Consider the following 21,956-nt stretch of genomic DNA (forward strand, 5'->3'; position numbering starts at 1 on the left):
CAATGTTTTGGCGAACCAAGGAGCGAAGGCAAAACGCACTGGCAATTTAATTGAGGGCCAGTCGTGATAAAAGGAAGTCTTCTGGCAAAACAAATGCAATCCCCAACACCGCAAGCGCCTTCGCCCGAGGCCCAGGAATTGTTATCGCAACTCCGCGATATACAAGAGCCCAATGCGGTAAATTGGTGGCCACCCGCTCCAGGCTGGTGGATGTTGGCCGTATTAATTCTTGTTTGTGTGGCCGCCGCTGTCCTATGGTGGCGGCAGCGGCGCAAAAAAGTTGAACGCAATCGCTATCGTGTCGAAGCAGCCACACTGCTCGCCGCAGTAAATACTGAGGAGGCGGATGCAGTACCAGAAATTAATGAAATACTTAAGCGAGTGGCAGTTACAACCTATAGCCGTACAGAGTGCGGCAATCTTATCGGCACAGCATGGGTTGAATTCCTGAAAATGTCAGCCCCACTCGAGTGCCCCTCTGATGCGCAACAAGCACTCGTCGAAAACCTCTATCGCGGCAGCTGTGACCCAGACAAAAACCGAGCGCTACAGGAATATGCCATTTTATGGGTGAAGCAGCACGGACAACCCTCCAAAAACAGCCCACAACACCAGGGCGGGGAGGCCGCGCATGTTTGAATTCGCCTGGCCATGGGTTTTCTTTTTAGCCCCACTCCCGCTGCTCGCTCGCTGGCTGCTACCCCGCTCCAAACCCATGAGCAGCGCCCTGAAGGTGCCATTTTATTCGGAGCTATCCCAACGCGGCGGCGGCGAACAAAGCAATCTGCTCAATCTCTTTTTGCTGATTCTGATCTGGCTGCTTTTAATTAGCGCCGCAGCCCGTCCCCGGTGGTATGGGGAGCCGATATCTCAACCCAGCAGCGCAAGGGATCTCCTTATTGCCGTAGATATTTCAGGCAGCATGGAAACGCCCGATATGGTAATTAATGGCCGACCAGCGATGCGTATCAATGCAGTAAAACAGGTGGTTGGTGACTTTGTTGAACGGCGCAAAGGTGACCGTTTGGGGCTGGTACTGTTTGGTACTCGCGCCTACCTGCAAGCCCCACTTACCTACGACAGAGAGACGGTAGAAACTCTACTAAAAGAGGCCCAGATCGGCTTTGCTGGACAGGGAACTGCCATCGGCGATGCCATTGGGTTATCGGTCAAACGCCTGACCCAACGCCCCGCAGAGCAACGCGTGCTGATACTCCTCACCGATGGCGCCAACACTGCGGGGGAAGTCTCCCCGCTCAAAGCTGCCGAGCTGGCACAACAAGCGGGCATTACGGTTTACACCATCGGTGTAGGTGCCGACGAAATGGTTCAACCTGGCCTTCTGGGGAGCCGTTTTGGCAGCCGTAGAATTAACCCTTCGCGAGATCTCGACAGCAAGACACTCAAGGAAATTGCCGACAAAACCGGAGGCCGCTATTTCCGCGCCCACAATCCGCAGGAGCTGGCAGAAATCTATGCCGAACTGGATAAATTAGAACCTGTCGAACAAGAAGCGGAAAGTTACCGCCCCATGAAGTCCCTGTTCACCTGGCCCCTTAGTATCGCCCTACTGCTGGCTGGAATTTGGGCCCTGATTCCCCTGGCGAGCAATTTTCAGCTCCCTGCCAGACGAGAAGAGGTAAGTCGTAACAATGGAGGTCAAGCCCAGTGAATATGCTCGACCTAATCCAATCCTTCCACTTCCTGCGCCCTGGGGTTCTGTGGCTGCTAATTCCCGCAGCACTACTCTGTTGGGGGTTAGCAAAGATGGTGCTCAACAGCGCTCAACTGCAAAAGGTCATAGACCCAGATCTGCTGCCCCACCTTCTACTGCGCGGTGGCAGTAAAAGACCCTGGTTATTCGCATTAATATTTGCGCTGCTGGTCGCGATGATTATCGCTCTGGCCGGCCCTGCCTGGCGCAAGCTGCCAACCCCGGTGTACAGCAACCAGGATGCCCTGGTCATACTGCTAGACTTGTCACCGTCCATGATGGCGACAGATCTCTCACCCAATCGACTAACCCGCGCCCGCCTTAAAATTTTGGATATTTTGCGCCAGAGAAAAGACGGCCTCACCGCACTCGTCGCCTATGCTGGAGAAGCCCATGTCGTCACCCCTCTTACCGAGGACACGGCTACAATCGCCAATCTGGTACCCGCGTTATCGCCCTCAATCATGCCAGTCCCCGGCAGCAATATCGAAATGGCCGTCGATACCGGGATTCGCCTGTTAAAGGATGGAGCCGCAGGACGCGGGCAATTACTTGCCGTTACCGACGGCATAGACTCAATGGCCGCCGATGAGGTCGCCAAAGATCTGTCCAACGCAAAAGTTGAAATGAGCATACTCGCCGTGGGCAGCGGCGAGGGCAGCCCCATCCCACGGGGGAATACCGGTGGATTTGTGACTGATAGTAAAGGGGCCATCGTCATCTCCAATTTCGATGCCAGTGAGCTTCGCCAGCTCGCCCAGTCCAGCGGGGGGCGTTTTGCCAAAATTACGGTAAATGACAGCGATATCGACTATTTACTACCTCAAACTGACAGCCCGCAACAAGCGCAGCTCACTGAAAGGGAGTTCGACCAATGGCGGGATGAAGGGCCGCTATTACTCCTTTTAATACTACCTTTTGCAGCCCTACTCTTCCGTCGGGGAGCTCTGGCATGCGCCCTGCCCTTACTACTACTAACTGGAATTTCAAGTGAAAGCCAGGCTATTGAGTGGCAGGATTTATGGCAACGCAAAGACCAGCAGGGCCAGCGCCTATTAGAAGAGGGACAGCCAGCAGAGGCCGCGCAAGAATTTCACAACCCCGAATGGAAAGGCACTGCCAACTATCGCGCAGGCAATTACGCAGAGGCCCAGGAAAATTTCGCCCAAAGTAATAATTCACAGAGTCTGTACAATCTTGGCAACAGCCTGGTGCAACAGGGGGACTACGACAAAGCTATCGAAGCTTACGATGAAGCCCTGCAAAAGCAGCCCGAGTTTGCCGATGCCGAGCACAATCGAGAAATTGCTGAAAAGCTGAAAGAGTTGCAAGAAAAACAGCAGCAATCCCAACAGCAGTCCGGTGAACAGCAGCAAAGCGAGCAGGAACAGAACCAGCAGGGCCAGCAGCAGAGCCAGGAACAACAGCAAAACCAAGAGCAGCAAGCTGAGAACAACGAACAGCAGTCCAGCGAGCAACAACAGGGCAATAATCAACAGCCCTCTGGTTCACCAGAGTCCTCTGAGCAACAGCCCCAAGGTGAGGAGCAGCAGGGCTCCCAAGAAAAGGGCCAGGAAGAGCAGGAGAGCGAACAACAACAGCAAGGTGAACAACAGGGTGAAGAGCAACCGCCGCAAGGGGAATCGCAACCTACTGGCGCTGAAGAAAGCCCGCTCGACCAGGAAACCCAGCAAGCCCTGGACCAATGGCTCCGTCAAATTCCCGATGATCCAGCCGGCCTGATGCGCGAGAAGTTCAAATACGAGAGCCTGCAAAGGCGCCGTGCCTATCGCAGCGGAGAGTGGGAGCCACCGGAAAATGGGGCGACACAAAGATGGTAAAGAACAGTAGAACAATGTCGCTGGATTCAAGGACACTGATTTCAAAAATGCCTATGGACGCAATCATTAACAACCGAATAAAACTTTGGAGCCTCCCACTCAGCCACGCCTTCGCTTTGCTACTTCTTGCAATAGCACTTTGTCTGTCGACACCGGTTTTAGCAAGCGATCTCAGCGCAACGGTCGATAGAGATAAGATTGGAATTGATGAGACAGTCAATTTACGTGTGCGCTATTCAGGAGACAAAAGTGGTGGACAACCGGACTTTGACTTGTTGGAACAGGATTTCGATATTCTCTCACGCCAACAGTCCAACCAGTATCGCGTTATCAATGGCCGTGCAGAGAGTTTTGTCGAGTGGGTACTGGCGCTAGCCCCCAAACGGGAAGGCAAACTGTTTATCCCCTCTTTTAACTATCAAGGAGAGGTTTCCGATGCGGTTCCCGTCACGGTCACCGGAGCGCAAAGTGGACCTAACGGCGGTGAAAAGCAGGCTTTTCTGGAAGTAACACTCGACAAGGAAAAGGTATATGTCCAAGAGCAACTGCTGGTAAAAATTCGCCTGTACACCACTATCGGCTTACACGATATCGCAACAGAGCCTCTCAAGGTTGCCGGCGCTCATGCAGAAAAAGTCGATGAGCAGCGATATGAGCGCAAGCTCAATGATGTGAGCCATGCGGTTTACGAAGTTACCTACGCCGTTTTCCCAGATAGCTCAGGCAAGCTCAGCATTCCCGCACTAACCTACGTGGCCATCGCTGGGCGCAGGGACCCCTTCTCCCTATTTAATCGCAACAGCCAAAGGCTTCGACTTCGCTCCCAGGAGAAGTCTATCGAAGTGCTGCCAAAACCCGCTGACTACTCTGGCAGCCAATGGCTGCCCGCTGCCAGTCTCGGCATTGTTCAAAGCTGGAGCCAGGACCCGGACACCTTTGCCGTAGGCGAACCTATTACCCGAATTCTTACCGTACGTGCCGAAGGGCTCAGGGCCGCACAGTTGCCCCCACTTCCCAAACTCAACGTGGATGGCCTTAAAACTTACCCCGATCAACCGCAACAAGAAGACCAGGTTGGGCCCAACGGCGTTACCGGAAGCCGTATTGAGACAACCGCGATTGTGGCTACACAACCCGGGGACTACGAGCTTCCTCCCGTCACTGTGACCTGGTGGGATACAAAAAGCCAACGACAACGCACCACTCAACTACCGGCATTCCGCTTCTCAGTTTCCGGTACTGCTGCTGCAGTAACCAGCGACAATGAAACCAGTGCCAAAGTACCTCAGTCAGCTACACCCACTGAACAAGTCGGTACGGTGAGCCATTTTTGGCGCAACCTGGCTATTATCGCGATTGCCTCTCACTTACTGTGGGTGCTGTACTTTTTCTTTCAGAGGCGCAAACCCGCCCAACAAATACCGAGCAACCACATCCAGGCTCCCGACTTACAACGTGAAACCCGTGCCCTTAAAAAAGCTCTGGAGAGTGAGAATCCCATCCATATCCAGCAAGCCACTTTAAAGTGGCTTGCTGCAAAGTGGCCGCAAGTAAATGGGAAGAGCTTGGCTGCGACCGCGAGGCAACTGAACATCCCCGAGCTGGATCAGCTCCAAGCAGTTCTGGACGCCGCTATTTACAAGTCACCGGCTAGTCCTTTGGACATCAATAAGGTGAAAGCAATAGTCGACTTACTAGTGAACGCGAAACCTGAAAGTGAACCCAGTGAAACGGATAGCGCCCTGCCCTCACTGTTCTCTTAACAGGAGCCACTTCAAATCAAACAGGGAAAGGTTGGCCTTCACCGCCTATGGGTAAGGCCAATTCCTGTGTATTCGAGCAGTTTAAGAGGTACTTTAAATAGAATCAGGAAAAAGTTTGTGTAGATATGATTTTCTTTGCAAGCCCTAACAATTTCCAGATTTTGATGAATCCGCCCCCAAACGCCCTGGGAACTAACACCCCCTTCACGCATTTTCACAATACATTTTGGCAAGCGCCTGAAGCTGATTTTATCCCGATGAAGAAAACGAGCTAGCAATTCAAAATCTGCTGCAACACGGTAGTTGGTTTTATATAAACCTAGCTTTTTATAACAGTCACGCCGTACAAAAAATGTAGGGTGGGGTGGCATCCAGCCCCAGCGAAATTTAGACACCCTAAATTTACTGGAGCCATAAAAACGCACTCTTTGGCTTAAGTTATTGCGAGCCACAATCTCCAGGTCTGCATAGACAGATTGGGCTCCCGAAACTAAAAATTCATTAACAACATTTGAAATTACACGACTATCAGAATAGACATCATCAGAGTTAATTGTGCCGACTATATCGCCAGACGCCAGGCATATGCCTTTATTCATAGCATCATAAATACCTGAGTCTTTTTCAGACACAACTGCCGCGACTTGGTCTTTAAACTCAGATATTATCTCTAGCGTTCCATCAGTAGAGCCACCATCAATAATTATATGCTCAATATTTGCATAATCTTGAGCCAACACGGATAGTATTGTGTCGCGAATGGTGTCAGCACTATTTAGACAAACCGTTATCAGGCTTATTTTTATCACAAAAAGTCTCAAGTTGTCGTTTCGTGAAAAGTAAAACCTCTCTTGAGAACTTTAGTACAAATTACAATATCTGACATTCGATCAACGTAAAATACTTCTATACCAGTCGTATGTTTTCTTTAACCCTACCCCCAAGGAAGTCTGGGAATCCCACCCCAACTTCGATAGCTTTGAGGTGTCTAGCAACTTCCGCGGCACACCATCAGGCATTGACCTGTCAAATGTAATATTTCCCTCAAACCCAATGATCCCGGCGGTTAAATAAGCCAGCTCCTTAACAGTGCAATCCACCCCAGTACCCACATTTAAGTGGGAGCACATAGGCTCTGTCACGGATCGATATACTCGATCTTCCAAACCCATTACAAACACCAACGCATCAACCATATCCTCTACATACAGAAATTCTCGTCGAACATCACCACTCCCCCAAATCCTGACATTCTGCACCCCTTCATTTTTGGCCTTATGGAAACGATGTATTAATGCAGGGATAACGTGTGAATTTGCAGAGTCAAAGTTATCATGTGGACCATAAAGGTTTGTCGGCATAACACTGCGATAGTTACGTCCATACTGCCTTGAGTACGACTCGCACAACTTAATTCCGGCAATCTTAGCAATAGCGTAAGGCTCGTTAGTCGTCTCCAACCTGCCCCCAAGCAGGTCCTGCTCCCGTATCGGCTGGGGGGAATCCCTTGGATAAATACAAGACGACCCAATAAACAGCAAATTTTGGATATCGGCCTTGTGAGCCTGATGGATTACATTGCACTGAATCATCAGATTCTGGTAAATAAAATCAGCTGGGAGCATGCTATTCGCCAATATGCCCCCCACTTTTGCCGCAGCCAAATAAACAGTATCAATCGACTCCGAATTAAAAAAATCAGAAACAGCATCAGCATCTGTCAAGTCCAGCGAATCTCGAGGGCAAGTAATGACTTCACAGTTTTTTAGCGGTCTCAGCCTCTGAATTAATGCCGAACCAACCATGCCCCGATGACCTGCGACAAAAACTCTCTGGGAGTATTTCACTAACTACTCCTCAAAAATAGGCTCAGTGCGATAACCATTCCCAGCCAACAACAAATTCCGCTTCGCTTCCCTCAAATCATACTTAACCATCTCCCCAACTAAATCTTTCAAGGTTGTTTTAGGTGCCCACCCCAGTTCTTGCCGAGCCAATGAGGCGTCACCTATTAGTGACACCACCTCTGTCGGGCGAAAATAACGAGAGTCCACTTTAACAATTACATCTCCACATTTAACTGCTGGAGCATCTTCTCCCACAATTGAAGCAACAACACCTACTTCTTTCTGCCCCTCTCCATGAAACTCTATCGCTATCCCCAACTCTTGAGCACAATTACGAACAAAATCCCTAACGGAGTATTGCAGCCCTGTAGAGATGATAAAATCCTTAGGACTTTCTTGCTGCAACATCAACCATTGCATTTCAACATAGTCTCTAGCATGACCCCAGTCCCTCAGTGCATTCAGCTCCCCCAAATACAGGCAACGCTCTAAACCTTGGGCAACATTTGCCAAACCCCGGGTTATTTTTCGGGTAACAAAAGTTTCACCACGCCGTGATGACTCGTGATTAAATAAGATCCCATTGCAAGCATATAAGCCATAGGCCTCACGGAAATTGACCACAGTCCAATAGGCAAACAATTTTGCAATTGAGTATGGAGAGCGGGGGTAAAAAGGAGTGTTTTCATTCTGAGGGGAAGCTTTGGCAGCACCGTAAAGCTCCGATGTTGAGGCTTGGTAAAACCTGGTTTTATCCAGCCCCAGAAGACGCATCCCCTCAAGTATTCTGAGGGTTCCAAGCCCGTTCACATTTGCAGTATATTCAGGGCATTCAAAACTGACCGCAACATGTGACTGAGCACCCAAATTATAGATTTCATCAGGTCGCACCTCCTGAAGAATTCGGGTCAAATTGCTCGTATCGGTAAGGTCTCCATAGTGAAGAACAAACCTTCTACTATCATCTTGCGGCCCTTGGTACAAGTGATCTATGCGGCTCGTATTAAATGAAGAGGACCTTCTTTTAACTCCATGAACCTCGTACCCTTTCGCCAATAGAAATTCAGCTAAATAAGAGCCATCCTGGCCTGTTACACCGGTTATTAATGCTTTTTTCATGTCTCAGCCTGTTAGAATTATTGGTATACAAGCGCACCACCTCTCCACATCCAATACCGTCCAAACATTTACAAAGATCAATGTCGCTCAGGTTTCGCCCCTAACATCAAGCGAGCCATCTCCCGTATTTCAACCCCCCACAACCTTATCTGAACGAAAGTTGCCAACAATCTATAACCAATATAAATTTCCCTTTTCCGCCAAAAAAATACGACCGACCTTACCGGCGGAAGAAGGGTATATAGGATCAGCTTAAACCTCCCGGCCCCTTTAGAGAGGAAAAACTGCCCTCCCTTTATCCGCCTTGCTTTTGTCGCTACAGATTGCCAGGAGCATCTAACTCGATGATGAACAAAAGCAGATTTCAGAAATAAAACTTGATACCCTCCCACCCTCAACCTTCTGCAAAACTCAAAATCACCACTCGAAAAGGAATTCTCACTAAAGCCGCCAAACTTCAGGAACAAAAACCGATCAACTACCATATTTGCTGTAGCCGCAACTCCTGCAGATACGTAAACCTCTTGTGGTATCCCTCTCATAAAGTCATAGACTTCATAGATATTGGAAAATCCATGTTGCTTTTGACTTCGCACATCACCGGCAAATAACTTTACACTCCCTCCCCAACACCCAACCGCCCTATCAATTCCGGCTATCCACTTTGAATCCGGCAGGCAATCAGCATCCGTAAATATAAGCCAATCTCCTTCAGCTATCTCTGCCCCTCTGTTTCTTGCCGCATAAGATCCAGGCTTTTTGCACTTTCCTCTCTTAACCTGGAAGCTTCCCCCCCCTAAAAAGGATGGAGAATTCCCGTCGTTTGATATCAGTACAAGCTCAAAAAGGTCTTTTGAAATGACTTGAGACTCCAAGCAACAAACCAACTCCTCAATGAAGTGCCACTGCTGATAGACCGGAACAATCACGGAAAATTTAACCCGCATAGCAGCACCAATTGCAGATATTGTTAGACATTTGAATCATCACGCACTGACTAAACGATTAGCACAACACTTGGAATTAGCAACCTACAACATTGACCAACAAACAGGATGGGCGGGGATTTCAACAACTGGATCAGGAGAGAGATAGATGGGAATTTCGACAGCAGCCAGGGTAGTTAGAACCAGGCAACCTTAAGGGAAGACCGAAACAATCAATGAGAAAATAAATTTGGATAAGGCTTAAAGCACCACAACCTTGAAACCGCAGAACACAAACTTACTTCAGGGAATAGCCAGAGACCCGCCCGAAAAGAAAATGATGTAGAAGCTAGCGCTATAAAAAGATGAACCAAAGCCAGCTACCCGTTGATAGCAGCCTCCTCCAACACCTTCAAGGTGGCTTCCGCTGCTCGATCCCAAGAAAACTCTTTTACCCGAGCGCATGCAGATTCCTGAAGGCTACGGACCAAATCCAAATCTGAATGCAGCTGATGGATACCATTAGCCATGCTAGAAACCGAAAGAGGGTCGACTAAAATAGCTCCATCTCCAGCCACCTCCCGCATAGCTCCAGTATTAGAGGTCAAAACCGGCGTGTTCTGCGAAAATGCCTCAACAATAGGCAGCCCAAACCCCTCATAAATCGAAGGGATTAGTAAAGCTCTGGCATTATGATACAAGCCACTTAACTCGTGATCAGGCACATAACCCCGCACCTTTACCATTTCCCTTAAACCCAACCCCTCAATAACTTCACTTAATCGAGGCAGCCCCCAGCCTTGCCCACCGCAAATATAAAGCGGCAATGCTCCTTGAGTAGCCATATCCAAGTAAGCTCGATATGCGGCCAGCAGGCGCTCCAAATTTTTCCGGGGCTCCAGGGTACCGACGAAAAGGAAATACTCCCCATCAATGCGGTCGTCAGTATTTCCCAAGAAAGGTGCTTCAGGAATAACAACGGTCTTACCCACAGACTTTGGCATTAACTCTGTGAGCTCATCGGCGGTAAATGCTGATACCGCTATCACCGTTTGCGCCGAGTTTACCGAAGGGGGCATCAACCCACGCTCTAGGTGTTTACCAAATACAGACATAGTTTCAGGAAAGCGCGCCCAAACCACGTCGTGAATCGTCACAACCCGGCTTACCGAAGACGGCATCATCAGTGGTAAATGATGCCTAGGGGACCAAAAGACCTGTACACCATCACGCTTGGCCCAAGACGGAAAGAAGGCTTGAGCAAAAAATGTTCCCAGGGATTTGCGCCCTACCTTCCCTGAACGTACAAACACGTTCTCAGCCTTAGAAAACCGATCCGGGAGGGGGGCGTCGCTATACAGAAACCAATGATGCCCACTCTTCAGCATGCGCTCAATAAGTGCCTCTGTGTAACGGCCAATCCCAGTGGTGGTAACTGAAAGCGGCCTGGCATCAACCCCTATCCTAAGCATTGGAATTCCTATTCAACTCAGTCACAGCACTATCTACATCACACCCAAGCAATCTTCGGCAAAGCTCTTGATAAGCAGCGTGCCCCCCCCTTTGAACTGAACCTCATCACGCCGAGGGAAGGCATGCTCCATAGCTCAAGTCTTATCATTTATCATGGCCTCTCTGCGTGCCTCGCTATAGGCCGAGGGATTACATGAGAGACTTAAGATCGACTAGGAGCCACGTATGATTGCATAGATATCAAAAGAGCTTGTGCCTCAGCATTCAACCCAAGGTAGCAGGAATGTAACGCCCAATCACCCTGGCAGGAATCGAAAGTCGTCGGGCATCTACCACCCTTCTGGCCACTAATCCACCAGGCCCCTCTCCAAGAGAACGTCCCGATAGAGCTGATGATAAGCAGCGGCCATTTTGTCAGCCGTAAATAACCTCTCGTAACGACAACGACCGGCGCGTCCCATCTCCTCTGCTTTCACAGGGTCGGACCATAAACTATTCATCGCTTTACGCAGTGCGAGATGGTCAGCCGCCTTCACGACATACCCTGTTTCCCCATTCTGGTTAACAAAACTGGTCCCAGTGCCAATTTCACAGGAGATAAGGGGCTTACTATTCATCAACCCTTCAATCAAAGTTACTCCGAAAGCCTCCGAGCGCAAATGAGAGGGGAAAACCACTGCTCGGCATAATTTCATTAGCGCCACTTTCTGTTCATCACTGACAAATCCAGCAAAATATATGTTACTTGCTCCGAGTTTGTCCGCCAGGGATTTTAAGCGATTAGCCTCAGGGCCCTTACCTGCAATAACAACACGATAAGGCTGATTTGCGGCGGCCCGGATTAGATATTCCAGCCCTTTGTAATACCTGAGCACACCGACAAACAACATAAAATTCTTGCCGTACTTCATCTCAATATTCACCAAAGACTTCTTCGAGGGCTCAGGATATCCCTGCTCAGAAACCCCTAGGGGTATTACCTTTACCTTGTCCCGATAAGCGGCAAGAACTGGGCTAGTTTCCACATAATTGTATGAAGTTGCCACGATACGATCTGCTCGCCCCAGGAACCAGCACATCAATGGTCGATATAAAGTACCTAGCAGCCTCTGTCTAACGATATCGGAATGGTAGGTCACCACCAGCGGGCGTGACCTACCAGCCAGTAAATAAGTCAGATCGCCGAATGGCCAGGGAAAATGAAAATGCAACAACTTGGCTTTTGAGCGAAACAAAGCTCTGAAAAGCCCCGGCCCCACACAGCACGAAGCAACCGAAAACCAGCGCCTTCGGGCAATCACGGGAAACCGCTCATTCAGCTTCAAGCGCAAGGGAGAATTCACCAAGGTCAGGACGCCACATTTGTCTGTTTTTCGTGCAATTTCTAGGATTACCTGTTCGACCCCCCCTTGAGATTCAGGATAAAAGGTTCTATAGCAATGTAGGATTTCAGGCTCGGGGATCAATGGAGACTCACTTAACAGCGGGACCAAAGCCCCACAGATAACCTATTGTTTTATAACGTATTAGGGTATGATAACCGCTCCAGTAACCCCGGTGTCAATGTGAGAATACTGTTCTGTACTATGCAATTCGGGCCCGGATATAATCAGGGAACCGAAAAGTATATTCGCAACCTCGCTCGCGATTTAAGTGGGCGGGGATGTGATATCGTGGTTGCCGGTGGTGACCCGGAAGGCATAATAACCGATGACTCTCTTATTGATGGAAGGGGGGTTCAGCTAATCAAACTTCCGACTTTTGGTTGGAGCACCACTCTAGGCGACTCAATTGATAGTTATCAAAACCTCCTTACGGAATTGAAACCCGATTTAGTGCATATGGTAAATCCAGCCCATATTGGTGTTAATTTGCTAAATGCCGCTCAAAAGCTTGGGATTCCCTACTTTATATCTATCACCGACTTCTGGTGGCTCTGCCCAAAGCATACATTGACGCTTAAGTCCGGCGAGTTCTGCTCAGGTTTTGCCGAGCAAGAAACCTGCTTCCGATGTATTGCGGAAACACACCCTAACAGACTGGTTAAAGCTGCCTCTCAGCTCCCTGCTGCCAGGGGTTGTATGGCCAAAATTCTGCATTTGAAGAATGCTCAATTTACTGCCCAACCAAAAGATAAAGATCGTAAAAAAATACTGATCTCAGTCCTGAATAAAGCCAAAAGGGTAATTTGCCTCTCCAAAACAAGCCAGAGGCTTATAAGCGAATACTTCTCACTTAGCAACACCCACTACATCCCTGCAGGTCTATCGAATACTTGGTTTGAAACAAGCTGCTCTCGACAAACGAATAGTAGTTCCTTTGTAGTAGGGTTTCTTGGGGCCCTTGCCCCACACAAAGGCCTGCATACCCTTATCCACGCACTAAATGACCTTGGTGACTCAAAAATAACTCTCAGGGTCGCTGGAAAAACATCAGCTCAGAAATATGCAAAACAGTGCCTAAACACCTATGGAAATACTCAGTATTTTGGCGAACTTAGCGAACCGCAAAGCAAAGAATTTCTAGACTCTCTGGATGTCCTGGTAATACCTAGTAACTCACCAGAAAATCAACCGCAAGTATTGCTTGAAGCAGCAGCTAGGAAAAAGCCCGTTCTTGCCTCCAATATACCAGGCTGCGCGGAACTTCTTCCTCCAGCTGCCGTATTCCCGGTCGATGATGTGAGGCGGCTGAGAGAACTGCTAAACGTAGCAAAAAAAGACATATCGAAAATAGGCTACCCTACTTTAGGGCTATCCTCCGAAGCAGTGTCGAAAGAAATATTAACCGAATACCAAAAAGTATTGTAATCCCGTGATTTTCCTAAAAAAACACCATAGAGATATCGTCTTCTACAAGGCACTCTGTAATTTGAGATCCGAAGCTTCAAAAACCTATTTGAGCTTCCTCTGGTGGATCATAGAACCAATTTTCTCAATGGCGATCTATTATTTTATTTTTGGTGTTGTCTTTCAACGGGGAACAGAAGATTTTATCCCCTTCCTACTGGTGGGACTAGTTGTCTGGCAGTGGTTTGCCCAATGTGTCAGTCACTGTTCTGCCGCGATCACTCAAAACCATGCCTTAATCAGCCAAGTCAATTTCCCCAAGGTGGTACTCCCCTCGATCAATATCGTCATGGACACCTTCAAATTCAGTATTGTTTTTTCTCTGCTACTGATTGGTCTTTGGGTAATGGGATACCCCCCTACATTAAGCTATATCTACCTTCCGCTGATTTTAGGCGTGCAGTTTCTATTGAACTATGCCTGCGGGCTGATCGCCAGCATGCTGATTCCATTTATACCGGATTTATCCCATTTGATCCCCCACCTGCTACGGCTTGGCATGTATGGTTCGGGCATTCTCTATGCTGTCAGCTCTCTTCCGGAAAGCGCTCAAGATATTCTCGCATACAATCCGATGATCTGGATTATTCAAAGTTATCGTGACATATTAATGTATAACCAAGCACCCGATATATTCAATTTGGCGATTTACGGCTGCGCAGTTTTGTCATTTTATACGCTAGCCAGGTTATTGATGAATAAACTTAACCCCGTATTTGCCAGGGCATTAATGCAACGATGAATGAAAGAAAGAAATCGGCTATCAGCCTCAAGAATGTACGGGTGACCTATCGCTCGGGAATTCCATTTACTCGCGCTACCAGTGTATATAGTCCGCTAAAAGATATCAGTTTCGAATTGTATGAGGGCGACTCGCTCGGGGTTATCGGCCGAAATGGCGCAGGCAAAAGCACCTTGCTTCGCCTGCTAAATGGCATTATCAAACCAGATAGCGGGGAGGTGGTCAATCACGGTCACAGAACCGCGCTGCTCTCCTTGACAGTCGGCTATGATCAGCACCTGTCTGGCCGCCAAAACGCCGTCATCAGCGGTATGATGATGGGTTTAAAAAAGCAGCATATTGTCAGCAAACTCAATGAAATCGATGAATTCTCTGAGCTTGGAATTTTTTTTGATCAACCAATCAAAAACTACTCTACAGGCATGAAGCAGCGGCTTGGAATGGCCGTAGCAATCCACTTAAAAACTGACGTCTTACTCATTGATGAAATTCTGGCCGTTGGGGATTCAAGATTCAGAAAAAAATCAGAGGCGGTGATGAGAGAGAAAATCACCTCAGGAGATACTATAGTCCTAGTTTCTCATTCCTCAGAAACTGTAAAGCGACTTTGCAATAAGGCCCTATGGATTGAAAATGGTGTTGTAGCCCGCTACGGTGATAGCAAGACTGTAGTGGCAGCTTATGAAGAGTCACAAAAGTAATGCGCACCCTAATATATGAACCGATGCCAGACATTCGGCGCGCAGATGTAATATTGGCAATTGCACACAAAGAGTCCGAACTCGGAAATTCTATTTTGCTATTAGTTGAAGAAGAGGTACAACTTCTCAGCAGAAACCACATTAATCACCCACATAGCGTCAATTGCACAAACATAATAAAGGCAAAAATCGCAACTGGTGGTTTTGATTTCGCCGTCGTACCCAGAGATAAAATCCTGGCAAAACAATTCCTAGAGAATCCGCAAAAAACCCAAGAACATATAAAGCACTATCGAACTGATCACTTCCAAAGAGTTTTAGAAAGCTATAAACCGCAAAAGATAATAATCTGGAACGGCCTAACGCATTATCAACAGGACTTTATAAACCTCGCCCGCAAGATAAACCCAAAGCAAACTTTCTCGTTCCTGGAAGCGGGCTGGTTTCCACAGTCAGTTACATACTATGAGGACCCCCTTGGAGTAAATGCACAAAGTGAAATAGCAATTACAAAACCCAGAGATATTAGCTTAGAAGAACGTCAAAACATAGCTCTATGGAAATCATCATACAGGAAAAATTTTGAGAACAATAATACATCTGACAATGGGTATATATTTATCCCGCTTCAATTAGAAACAGACACGAACATTACAAAGTTTTCCCCATTTTCTACAATGAAAGACTTTCTCCTATGGGCAGAATCTCACACAGATCCCAGTACAAATATTATTACACGCCAGCACCCCCTTGACCGAAGCCCCTCATATAACCTACTCCCCCAAAATAGCCGAATAAAAATCGACAATGAAACTCCCTTACACCAATTAATATCAAAATCTAACTGTATTTTAGGGATAAATAGTACTGTTTTGTTAGAATCATTGATATATGAGAAGCCTATTTATGCGGCAGGCGATGGAGTTTTTTCAAGTAGTGATGCCATTATTAGGGTGAACTTGGAAGATATTATCCCCACTCGTCACAAATACTCAGTTGAAAGGCAGGAAGAGCTTCTTCACCTACTCCTCCACAAACAAAAAGACCTTATCTCTTCTACAGCCTCATTTTCCAACATAAGATCAGCACTCAAAAATCAAAGGTACTCAGGTTACTCATTATCTGCCATTATTTTTGCTACCCTTAAAGTATGGGCAAAAAGAAAGTTAATTAGGGTCCTAGAACACCAACATCAGCGCCATAAACTTAGCACCAAAAACTCCAAAGGCACTAATAGTTTATAGTTTTTCGGCAAGTATTGATACGGAGTCTTTCATCTCCAACCTACTTATTCGACATTTAGCTAATTGCCTCCGTTTCAATAAATGATGTCTGGAAAAACTATTGGTATTTTGATTAAACAGAACTCCTAGGAGTAGTATGATCTAGCGTTATATGCAAGACTTACCCACGTTTAATAGGCACCCTGTATAGTTAGGTTTAGGCCTAACACGGAGGTGTATCATGGGTAAGAAAAGAACTCAGGCGTATACGGAGGAGTTCCGTAGAGAAGCAGTTAAGAGAGCGGAAAAGCCTGGAGTAACAACGGCTTCTGTGGCACGAGAACTAGGCGTCAGCGCACAGCAGATCTACAACTGGCGTCGTCAATTTAATCGACTGCCTGATAAGCAGTTCAATAGTTTAGACGGTGTCGACTATTCCAAACAGGAAAGCGCTGAAGTTCGCAAGCTCAAGAAGGAGCTGCATGAAGCTCGTCAGGAGGTTGAGTTTCTAAAAAAGGCAGCTGCGTACTTTGCGAACCACCAAGAGTAAAGTACGCACTGATACAAGAGCATGTAGGGTCATTCCCGGTTAGCTTGATGTGTCGGTGTTTAGAAGTCTCAAGATCGGGTTATTATCGATGGCGAGGGCGGCTGCCATCTGCTCGCACGATTAGAAAGATACGAATAATCGAGAAAATCCGAGAGACGTTTGTTGAGTTTAAAGGTCGTTATAGCGCGCCTAGAATCGCTTGCGAGCTTCAAGAGTTAGGTGAGCCATGCTCACGGAGCTATGTCGCTAAGCTTATGCAACAGAAGCATATTAAAGCGAGAAACGACAAAGGCTTTCGATATAGCCAGCCCGTCGAGGGGAATATCTATGTCGCCGCCAACCTACTTAAGCGTTGCTTCGATGTGGATCGACCAAATTGCGGCTGGACCAGTGATATTACGTATATCTGGGTTCTGGAGCGGTGGCTGTACCTCGCGGTAGTTATGGATCTGTACTCTCAACGTATTGTAGGTTGGGCATTCGACTCTCAGATGACCGATGAATTGACACGTCGAGCATTAAAAATAGCTCTAGAGAGACGACAAATAAAGCCTGGGCTAATAGTTCACTCTGACAGGGGTGTGCAATATCGATCGCAGAAATACCAGGATCTCTTGTCCGAAAGCAAGTGCAAGCCGAGTATGAGTCGCCAGGCTAACTGTTGGGATAATGCGGCAATGGAATCATTCTTTAGCAGGCTAAAAGTCGAGCTGGTCTATGCCGGAACATTCGAAAGCGAAGAGCACGCAAAATCTGCGGTGTTTGAATACATTGAGATTTTCTACAATAGGGTTCGTAGACACTCTGCATTGGGCTATGTAAGTCCAGCAGAGTATGAGCGTAAATATGCATAGTTAGAGTGTCTATTTTTTGTGGGCAAGACCAATGCTTCAGTCAAATTGATCCTACCCACCAAAGACGGACACTCTCTTAAGCGATAAACTACGCAGCAGAGGTGCCCTATGACACGATCAAGTAAATCAACCAAAACCACTCGTAAAAAATACTCAGAGGAATATAGAAAAGATGCCCTAGCACTGGCGGTCAAGGTAGGGGTAAGCGTTGCCGCTAAACAGCTTGGGTTACATCCTTCCCAGATTTACGGATGGCGAAGCAAGGCTAAGTTACATCAGAGCCGAGGGGATGCCGAGAGAGAGCTGGCCACAGAGAATGCTCGCCTTAAGCGGCAGCTGGCTGAGCAGGCAGAGGAGCTGGCGATCTTAAAAAAGGCCGCAGCGTACTTTGCAAAGAGCCTGAAATGAGGTACGCCTTCATGCTAAAGCACAGGCATAAGTTCAGCATCAAAGCGATGGCTAAGGTATTGAGCGTATCTCGCAGTGGGTTTTACGATTGGGTGTCAAGATCGGCCGATCAATCCAAGCGCCAGCAGTACCAAATGGAGCTTGATGGTTTGGTACAGCAGCGCTTTATAGCCAGTAAAGAACGTAGTGGCGCCCCTCGCCTGACGAGGGAATTGGCCAGTGAGGGGAGTAAATATAATCAAAAAACAGTTGCTGCCAGCATGCGTTGACAGGGCCTACGGGCTAAAGCCGCCAAGAGATATAAAGCCACAACCTACTCAAAACATGGTCTGCCAGTGGCCCCAAATCTGCTCGAGCAGAACTTCAATACTGAAGCGCCGAATCAGAAATGGGTCGGGGATATTACCTACCTACGAACAGAAGAGGGTTGGTTATATCTGGCTGTAGTGATAGACCTATATAGTCGGCTGGTTATTGGTTGGGCGATGTCAGAAACGATGACAGCTACATTGGTCTGTGACGCCCTTCAAATGGCTTTATGGCGACGTAAGAAACCTACAAATGTTATCGTGCATACTGACAGGGGAAGCCAATATTGCTCTAAAGATTATCAATCTTTAATTACAGCTTATGATCTGCGGTGCAGCATGAGCGCCAAAGGTAACTGCTATGATAACGCCTGCGCAGAAACGTTCTTCCACTCACTTAAGGTAGAAGTAATCCATGGTAACCGCTTTCCTACAAGGTGCCTCATGCGGGAAACCGTATTTGAGTATATAGAAATAGACTACAATCGAAATCGCTTACACAGCGCCAATGGCTATCTCAGCCCTGAGGCGTTTGAGGAACAACTAGTCGCTTAGTGGTGTGTCCGTTGTTGGTGGGTAGGATCAAATCTCCACATTGTCGGTTGGCGCCCCCAAAACCCCCAACAGTTGTCGAAAATCATTATTTTATACATTTTCCAATGTATACTTCAGACTTTGTTAGGACATTTTACTCACAATGTACGATCAGTAGCTTTTAAGTAAATTTAACTAATACCACAACATAGTCATCTTGATCATAAGCTATATCACTCTCCCACTCCCAAAGATCGGCGCTTTCGAAAAAAGCAATCTGTTAGTGATAAATGTAACCGCTAGTCAAGTCAATCGATTTAGTAATGAGTCGTTAACCAACTGATACCTTAAGCGCTCACCAAGCTTAATACGACCAGTCATTTATAAGAGGTTGAATATTTCTCCTTATGGCCCAATTACCACTTTTATGTAAAACCAAACCTTTTATGATGAAGGTATCCATAATGCACCCTTGGTAGCTTGGATGCTCATGATATTGATTAGCGGAGCTCTTAAGTTTTATGATGGACTGACTTGATAGAACAGCTCTGCCAAAACATCTATTACGCGGGAGTTCAGGACTTTACTTAGCTACTTATATACTAAAATTTATGGGCTAGCTCAAAAAATATAGAAGTTCTAAATAATAAATTCATATTTATACCGCCCATATACTTAGAATCTCAGCTCAGAACTGTTATGGCAACTTCATTTTTTTAAGAGGCACTTTGTCAAGTCCAGTCAAGTTCAGTATTCTAACCCTCCCTTCTGAGTCTCACCATATTCAAGTATACCCATCGGATCCAAACACTATAAGGTGTTAGATGTTAGATGTTAATCCAAGAAATTCTAACACCCTTCTATTACCCATAAATTAAAAGTACAGTGGTAGTAGCCAACACTACTGCAGAGTGGATTTAGAGAAGTATATGAATGTTTTTTATTTACAAGTTTTAGCTTTTCCCTACTTGTCAACCTGTCTTTTGTTTGATTGAGCAATTGTCTGTATAACTAATAGGGCCTACCCTTGAGCCTTCCTCTAGGCTCATTCTCCCTTATCAAAACCGGTAGGCCCATTTGCACAAATTGTAATCTGAACTGGACTAACCTTCTCCTCATGGTAGGTTAATGCAGATTTACACAAACTACTCCCCTAATTAAAAGCACACAAAAATTTAAGACAAGATAAACCAGTTGAGTTTATAAGTAGTTTGCCAATTTTTTAAGCTCCAGAAGGAGTCAAATGTCCTCCATCATAGGAAATTAAACTCTCCTCTGTAGCAAACTCTGGACAAACGCCATCACTACATAAAACGCTCATTTGATCGATAAATAGCAATTCACTACTTTTTTTCTTTAATATTGAGTTGATATTTTTTACTGATTCTGGCGGCTGAAAAGTTCTCTCCAGCCTATTGTCAAGTCTAGAATAATATTCCAACTTAGGCTTAGGGAACCATTTAGTTCCAACTACAAATATTTTTTGTTGCTCTTTTAGAGGCAATAGATTGATAGTATTATCAATATTCTCCGCAGCCCAGTCTCTCCACATACCTGCAAAGACTACTATATCTGCCTCCTCAAAAATCTGTAGATTTCTTCGTATAGATTTACCGTTTTTACAAAACGCCTTATCAGCTTTTAGAACATATTCAAAGTCTGAGTCTTTATGGTCAGCCTGAGATAAATAAATTTGGCACTTAACATGAACGTAATAGGTTACCACATTGTAATAATCCAAAACGCCAGTAGAATCTAAACTATTATATAAGTCCTGTGAAAAAGAATCTCCGACGATCAGCAGATTAGGCTTCTTACTGGTAGGGAAGCTATCAAAAGACTGGCTATTGTACTTACCTCTCACAAATTCTGAATTTTTTTCATTCTCATGAGCTTCAAAGAAATCTTTAACAGCATCTTTCTTTTCATTAAGGTACCCTTGACTTTGAATCAACACAAAGCTCAATATAAACGGGGTTAGCGTCAAGCTAGACACCCCGATAACTTTCCCAATGTTATAATTGGACTGGCGAAAAGGCCGCTCAATTAAATAATGGCAAAGAATAGCGAACACAAATGAGACAAAAAAAACAAAAACACAAAAAATGATATTTTCGCTTTCAATCAACTCTTTTAAAAAAACAATAACTGGCTGATGAACCAAGTATAGGCTATAGGAAATAAGGCCTATTTTCACAAGCAAACGACAAGATAATAATTTATTTATTAGACCGGAACTCTTCCAACCTATAATCATTGCGGCACCAAGTACCGGAAGAAGCGTGTATAGGCTAGGCCAGGGGAGAGTTGAGTCTATCAAGAAGTAGCAAGAGAGAATCAATAATAAGCCAGCAATCTGAATATATGATGCATACCTTTGAAGTGGCATTACATCTTCTCGCCTAAATGCCAAAAGTGCCCCGACACCAATCTCCCACATTCTAAATGGTAGCAAATAGTATGCTTCATTAACAAATCGAGTAGAAAGTGAGTCAGCTAGAAAAAAGCTGAAAGTAGTCAGTGCGGCCACAACCCCAAAACGAATGTTATTTCTCCACAAAAGAACCATTAAAATTGGGAAGAAAAGATAATACTGCTCCTCAACTGCCAGGCTCCAAGTATGAAGAAGCGGGTTTAATTCTGCCTCAGGGGAAAAATAATCCTGATTAGAGTAAAAATAAAAGTTCGAACTAAACAACAGTGCATATAAACTTGTAATAGATAATTCTAACACTCTCTCAGGGGGGAAAAGGAGCACTCCAAGAAAAACTGAAAGTGAAACAATAAAAAATAATAACGGGAGAATCCTTCGTGCACGCCTCAAATAAAAATCGAAAAAACTAAATGTACCCTTGGAAATCTCCCCCAATATGATACCTGTAATTAAGTAGCCACTAATCACAAAAAAAACATCAACACCAGCGAATCCTCCGGAAATATTAGTAACTCCCGCATGGAAAGCTATGACAGGTAAAACTGCTAAAGCGCGCAACCCATCAATATCCCGTCTATACTCCATTTTTTTAAAATCTCAAGAATAAAAAAATATAGGCACCTAATTAATATTAGGCGCCTTTTAAATGCAATAAATTATCTATTCCGGC

At 46.1% G+C, this 21,956-nt stretch carries 17 protein-coding genes and 1 pseudogene; 11 read left to right on the top strand and 7 right to left on the bottom strand.

Annotated elements, in window-relative coordinates; all coding sequences use genetic code 11:
• The first annotated feature begins 93 nt into the window (after positions 1-93).
• From ACJJIN_RS08590 to ACJJIN_RS08605, 4 genes are read left to right on the top strand one after another with little or no spacing between them, the layout of a single operon-like run.
• Entirely contained in the window at positions 94-639 is a 546-nt protein-coding gene (locus ACJJIN_RS08590) for a DUF4381 domain-containing protein (RefSeq protein ID WP_444897708.1), read from the top strand.
• The gene (locus ACJJIN_RS08595) at positions 632-1,672 is read left to right on the top strand and encodes a vWA domain-containing protein (protein WP_444897709.1); all 1,041 of its coding nucleotides are present in this window, start codon (positions 632-634) and stop codon (positions 1,670-1,672) included. The genes ACJJIN_RS08590 and ACJJIN_RS08595 overlap by 8 nt, the downstream gene beginning before the upstream one ends.
• A 2-nt stretch (positions 1,673-1,674) precedes the next feature.
• Positions 1,675-3,555, top strand: coding sequence for a VWA domain-containing protein (locus ACJJIN_RS08600; protein ID WP_444898237.1), 1,881 nt, complete (start codon positions 1,675-1,677; stop codon positions 3,553-3,555).
• Positions 3,556-3,569: 14 nt separating this feature from the next.
• Positions 3,570-5,318, top strand: a complete 1,749-nt coding sequence (locus ACJJIN_RS08605) for a BatD family protein (protein ID WP_444897710.1) — start codon at positions 3,570-3,572, stop codon at positions 5,316-5,318.
• A gap of 38 nt (positions 5,319-5,356) precedes the next feature.
• Here ACJJIN_RS08605 and ACJJIN_RS08610 read toward each other — a convergent pair whose 3' ends face one another.
• From ACJJIN_RS08610 to ACJJIN_RS08635, 6 genes are all read right to left on the bottom strand, one after another.
• Positions 5,357-6,127 carry a glycosyltransferase family 2 protein gene (locus ACJJIN_RS08610; protein WP_444897711.1) on the bottom strand — a complete coding sequence of 257 codons (771 nt, stop codon included), beginning with the start codon at positions 6,125-6,127 and terminating at the stop codon, positions 5,357-5,359.
• 81 nt (positions 6,128-6,208) lie between these two features.
• Positions 6,209-7,165 (bottom strand): GDP-L-fucose synthase family protein, encoded by a 957-nt coding sequence (locus ACJJIN_RS08615; RefSeq protein WP_444897712.1) that lies wholly within the window; start codon positions 7,163-7,165, stop codon positions 6,209-6,211.
• A gap of 3 nt (positions 7,166-7,168) precedes the next feature.
• Positions 7,169-8,284 carry a GDP-mannose 4,6-dehydratase gene (gene gmd, locus ACJJIN_RS08620; protein ID WP_444897713.1) on the bottom strand — a complete coding sequence of 372 codons (1,116 nt, stop codon included), beginning with the start codon at positions 8,282-8,284 and terminating at the stop codon, positions 7,169-7,171.
• Positions 8,285-8,361: 77 nt separating this feature from the next.
• Entirely contained in the window at positions 8,362-9,231 is an 870-nt protein-coding gene (locus ACJJIN_RS08625) for a glycosyltransferase family 2 protein (protein WP_444897714.1), read from the bottom strand.
• A gap of 359 nt (positions 9,232-9,590) precedes the next feature.
• Positions 9,591-10,682 (bottom strand): glycosyltransferase family 4 protein, encoded by a 1,092-nt coding sequence (locus tag ACJJIN_RS08630; protein WP_444897715.1) that lies wholly within the window; start codon positions 10,680-10,682, stop codon positions 9,591-9,593.
• Positions 10,683-11,030: 348 nt separating this feature from the next.
• Positions 11,031-12,176 carry a glycosyltransferase gene (locus ACJJIN_RS08635; protein ID WP_444897716.1) on the bottom strand — a complete coding sequence of 382 codons (1,146 nt, stop codon included), beginning with the start codon at positions 12,174-12,176 and terminating at the stop codon, positions 11,031-11,033.
• 93 nt (positions 12,177-12,269) lie between these two features.
• Between ACJJIN_RS08635 and ACJJIN_RS08640 the strand changes: the two genes are divergently transcribed.
• The 7 genes and pseudogenes from ACJJIN_RS08640 (at position 12,270) to ACJJIN_RS08670 (ending at position 18,873) form a co-directional block, all read left to right on the top strand.
• A complete protein-coding gene (locus ACJJIN_RS08640) occupies positions 12,270-13,493 on the top strand; it encodes a glycosyltransferase (protein WP_444898238.1) in 1,224 nt (407 codons plus the stop codon).
• A gap of 4 nt (positions 13,494-13,497) precedes the next feature.
• Complete coding sequence (locus ACJJIN_RS08645; RefSeq protein WP_444897717.1) at positions 13,498-14,274, top strand: ABC transporter permease; 777 nt, start codon at positions 13,498-13,500, stop codon at positions 14,272-14,274.
• Positions 14,271-14,975, top strand: coding sequence for an ABC transporter ATP-binding protein (locus ACJJIN_RS08650; RefSeq protein WP_444897718.1), 705 nt, complete (start codon positions 14,271-14,273; stop codon positions 14,973-14,975). Before ACJJIN_RS08645 ends, ACJJIN_RS08650 begins: the two co-directional genes overlap by 4 nt.
• On the top strand, positions 14,975-16,219 hold the full coding sequence (locus ACJJIN_RS08655; protein ID WP_444897719.1) for a capsular polysaccharide export protein, LipB/KpsS family: 1,245 nt from the start codon (positions 14,975-14,977) through the stop codon (positions 16,217-16,219). The genes ACJJIN_RS08650 and ACJJIN_RS08655 overlap by 1 nt, the downstream gene beginning before the upstream one ends.
• A gap of 220 nt (positions 16,220-16,439) precedes the next feature.
• Positions 16,440-16,748 carry a transposase gene (locus tag ACJJIN_RS08660; protein ID WP_444897720.1) on the top strand — a complete coding sequence of 103 codons (309 nt, stop codon included), beginning with the start codon at positions 16,440-16,442 and terminating at the stop codon, positions 16,746-16,748.
• An 11-nt stretch (positions 16,749-16,759) separates the two neighbouring features.
• A complete protein-coding gene (locus ACJJIN_RS08665) occupies positions 16,760-17,602 on the top strand; it encodes an IS3 family transposase (RefSeq protein ID WP_444898239.1) in 843 nt (280 codons plus the stop codon).
• 108 nt (positions 17,603-17,710) lie between these two features.
• Positions 17,711-18,873, top strand: a pseudogene (locus ACJJIN_RS08670) (IS3 family transposase).
• A 1,201-nt stretch (positions 18,874-20,074) separates the two neighbouring features.
• On the opposite strand, the gene ACJJIN_RS08675 reads toward ACJJIN_RS08670, so the two are convergent.
• Positions 20,075-21,871, bottom strand: coding sequence for an acyltransferase family protein (locus ACJJIN_RS08675; RefSeq protein WP_444897721.1), 1,797 nt, complete (start codon positions 21,869-21,871; stop codon positions 20,075-20,077).
• Positions 21,872-21,956: the final 85 nt, after the last annotated feature.

Source organism: Microbulbifer maximicatervae (SeqCode) (assembly GCF_052467505.1).

Bases quoted from the DNA above. Each gene is read 5' to 3' on its own strand.
- ACJJIN_RS08590 (WP_444897708.1), top strand. From the start codon at position 94: ATGCAATCCCCAACACCGCAAGCGCCTTCGCCCGAGGCCCAGGAATTG.
- ACJJIN_RS08595 (WP_444897709.1), top strand. From the start codon at position 632: ATGTTTGAATTCGCCTGGCCATGGGTTTTCTTTTTAGCCCCACTCCCG.
- ACJJIN_RS08600 (WP_444898237.1), top strand. From the start codon at position 1,675: ATGCTCGACCTAATCCAATCCTTCCACTTCCTGCGCCCTGGGGTTCTG.
- ACJJIN_RS08605 (WP_444897710.1), top strand. From the start codon at position 3,570: ATGTCGCTGGATTCAAGGACACTGATTTCAAAAATGCCTATGGACGCA.
- gmd (WP_444897713.1), bottom strand. From the start codon at position 8,284: ATGAAAAAAGCATTAATAACCGGTGTAACAGGCCAGGATGGCTCTTAT.
- ACJJIN_RS08625 (WP_444897714.1), bottom strand. From the start codon at position 9,231: ATGCGGGTTAAATTTTCCGTGATTGTTCCGGTCTATCAGCAGTGGCAC.
- ACJJIN_RS08630 (WP_444897715.1), bottom strand. From the start codon at position 10,682: ATGCTTAGGATAGGGGTTGATGCCAGGCCGCTTTCAGTTACCACCACT.
- ACJJIN_RS08640 (WP_444898238.1), top strand. From the start codon at position 12,270: ATGCAATTCGGGCCCGGATATAATCAGGGAACCGAAAAGTATATTCGC.
- ACJJIN_RS08650 (WP_444897718.1), top strand. From the start codon at position 14,271: ATGAATGAAAGAAAGAAATCGGCTATCAGCCTCAAGAATGTACGGGTG.
- ACJJIN_RS08655 (WP_444897719.1), top strand. From the start codon at position 14,975: ATGCGCACCCTAATATATGAACCGATGCCAGACATTCGGCGCGCAGAT.
- ACJJIN_RS08660 (WP_444897720.1), top strand. From the start codon at position 16,440: ATGGGTAAGAAAAGAACTCAGGCGTATACGGAGGAGTTCCGTAGAGAA.
- ACJJIN_RS08675 (WP_444897721.1), bottom strand. From the start codon at position 21,871: ATGGAGTATAGACGGGATATTGATGGGTTGCGCGCTTTAGCAGTTTTA.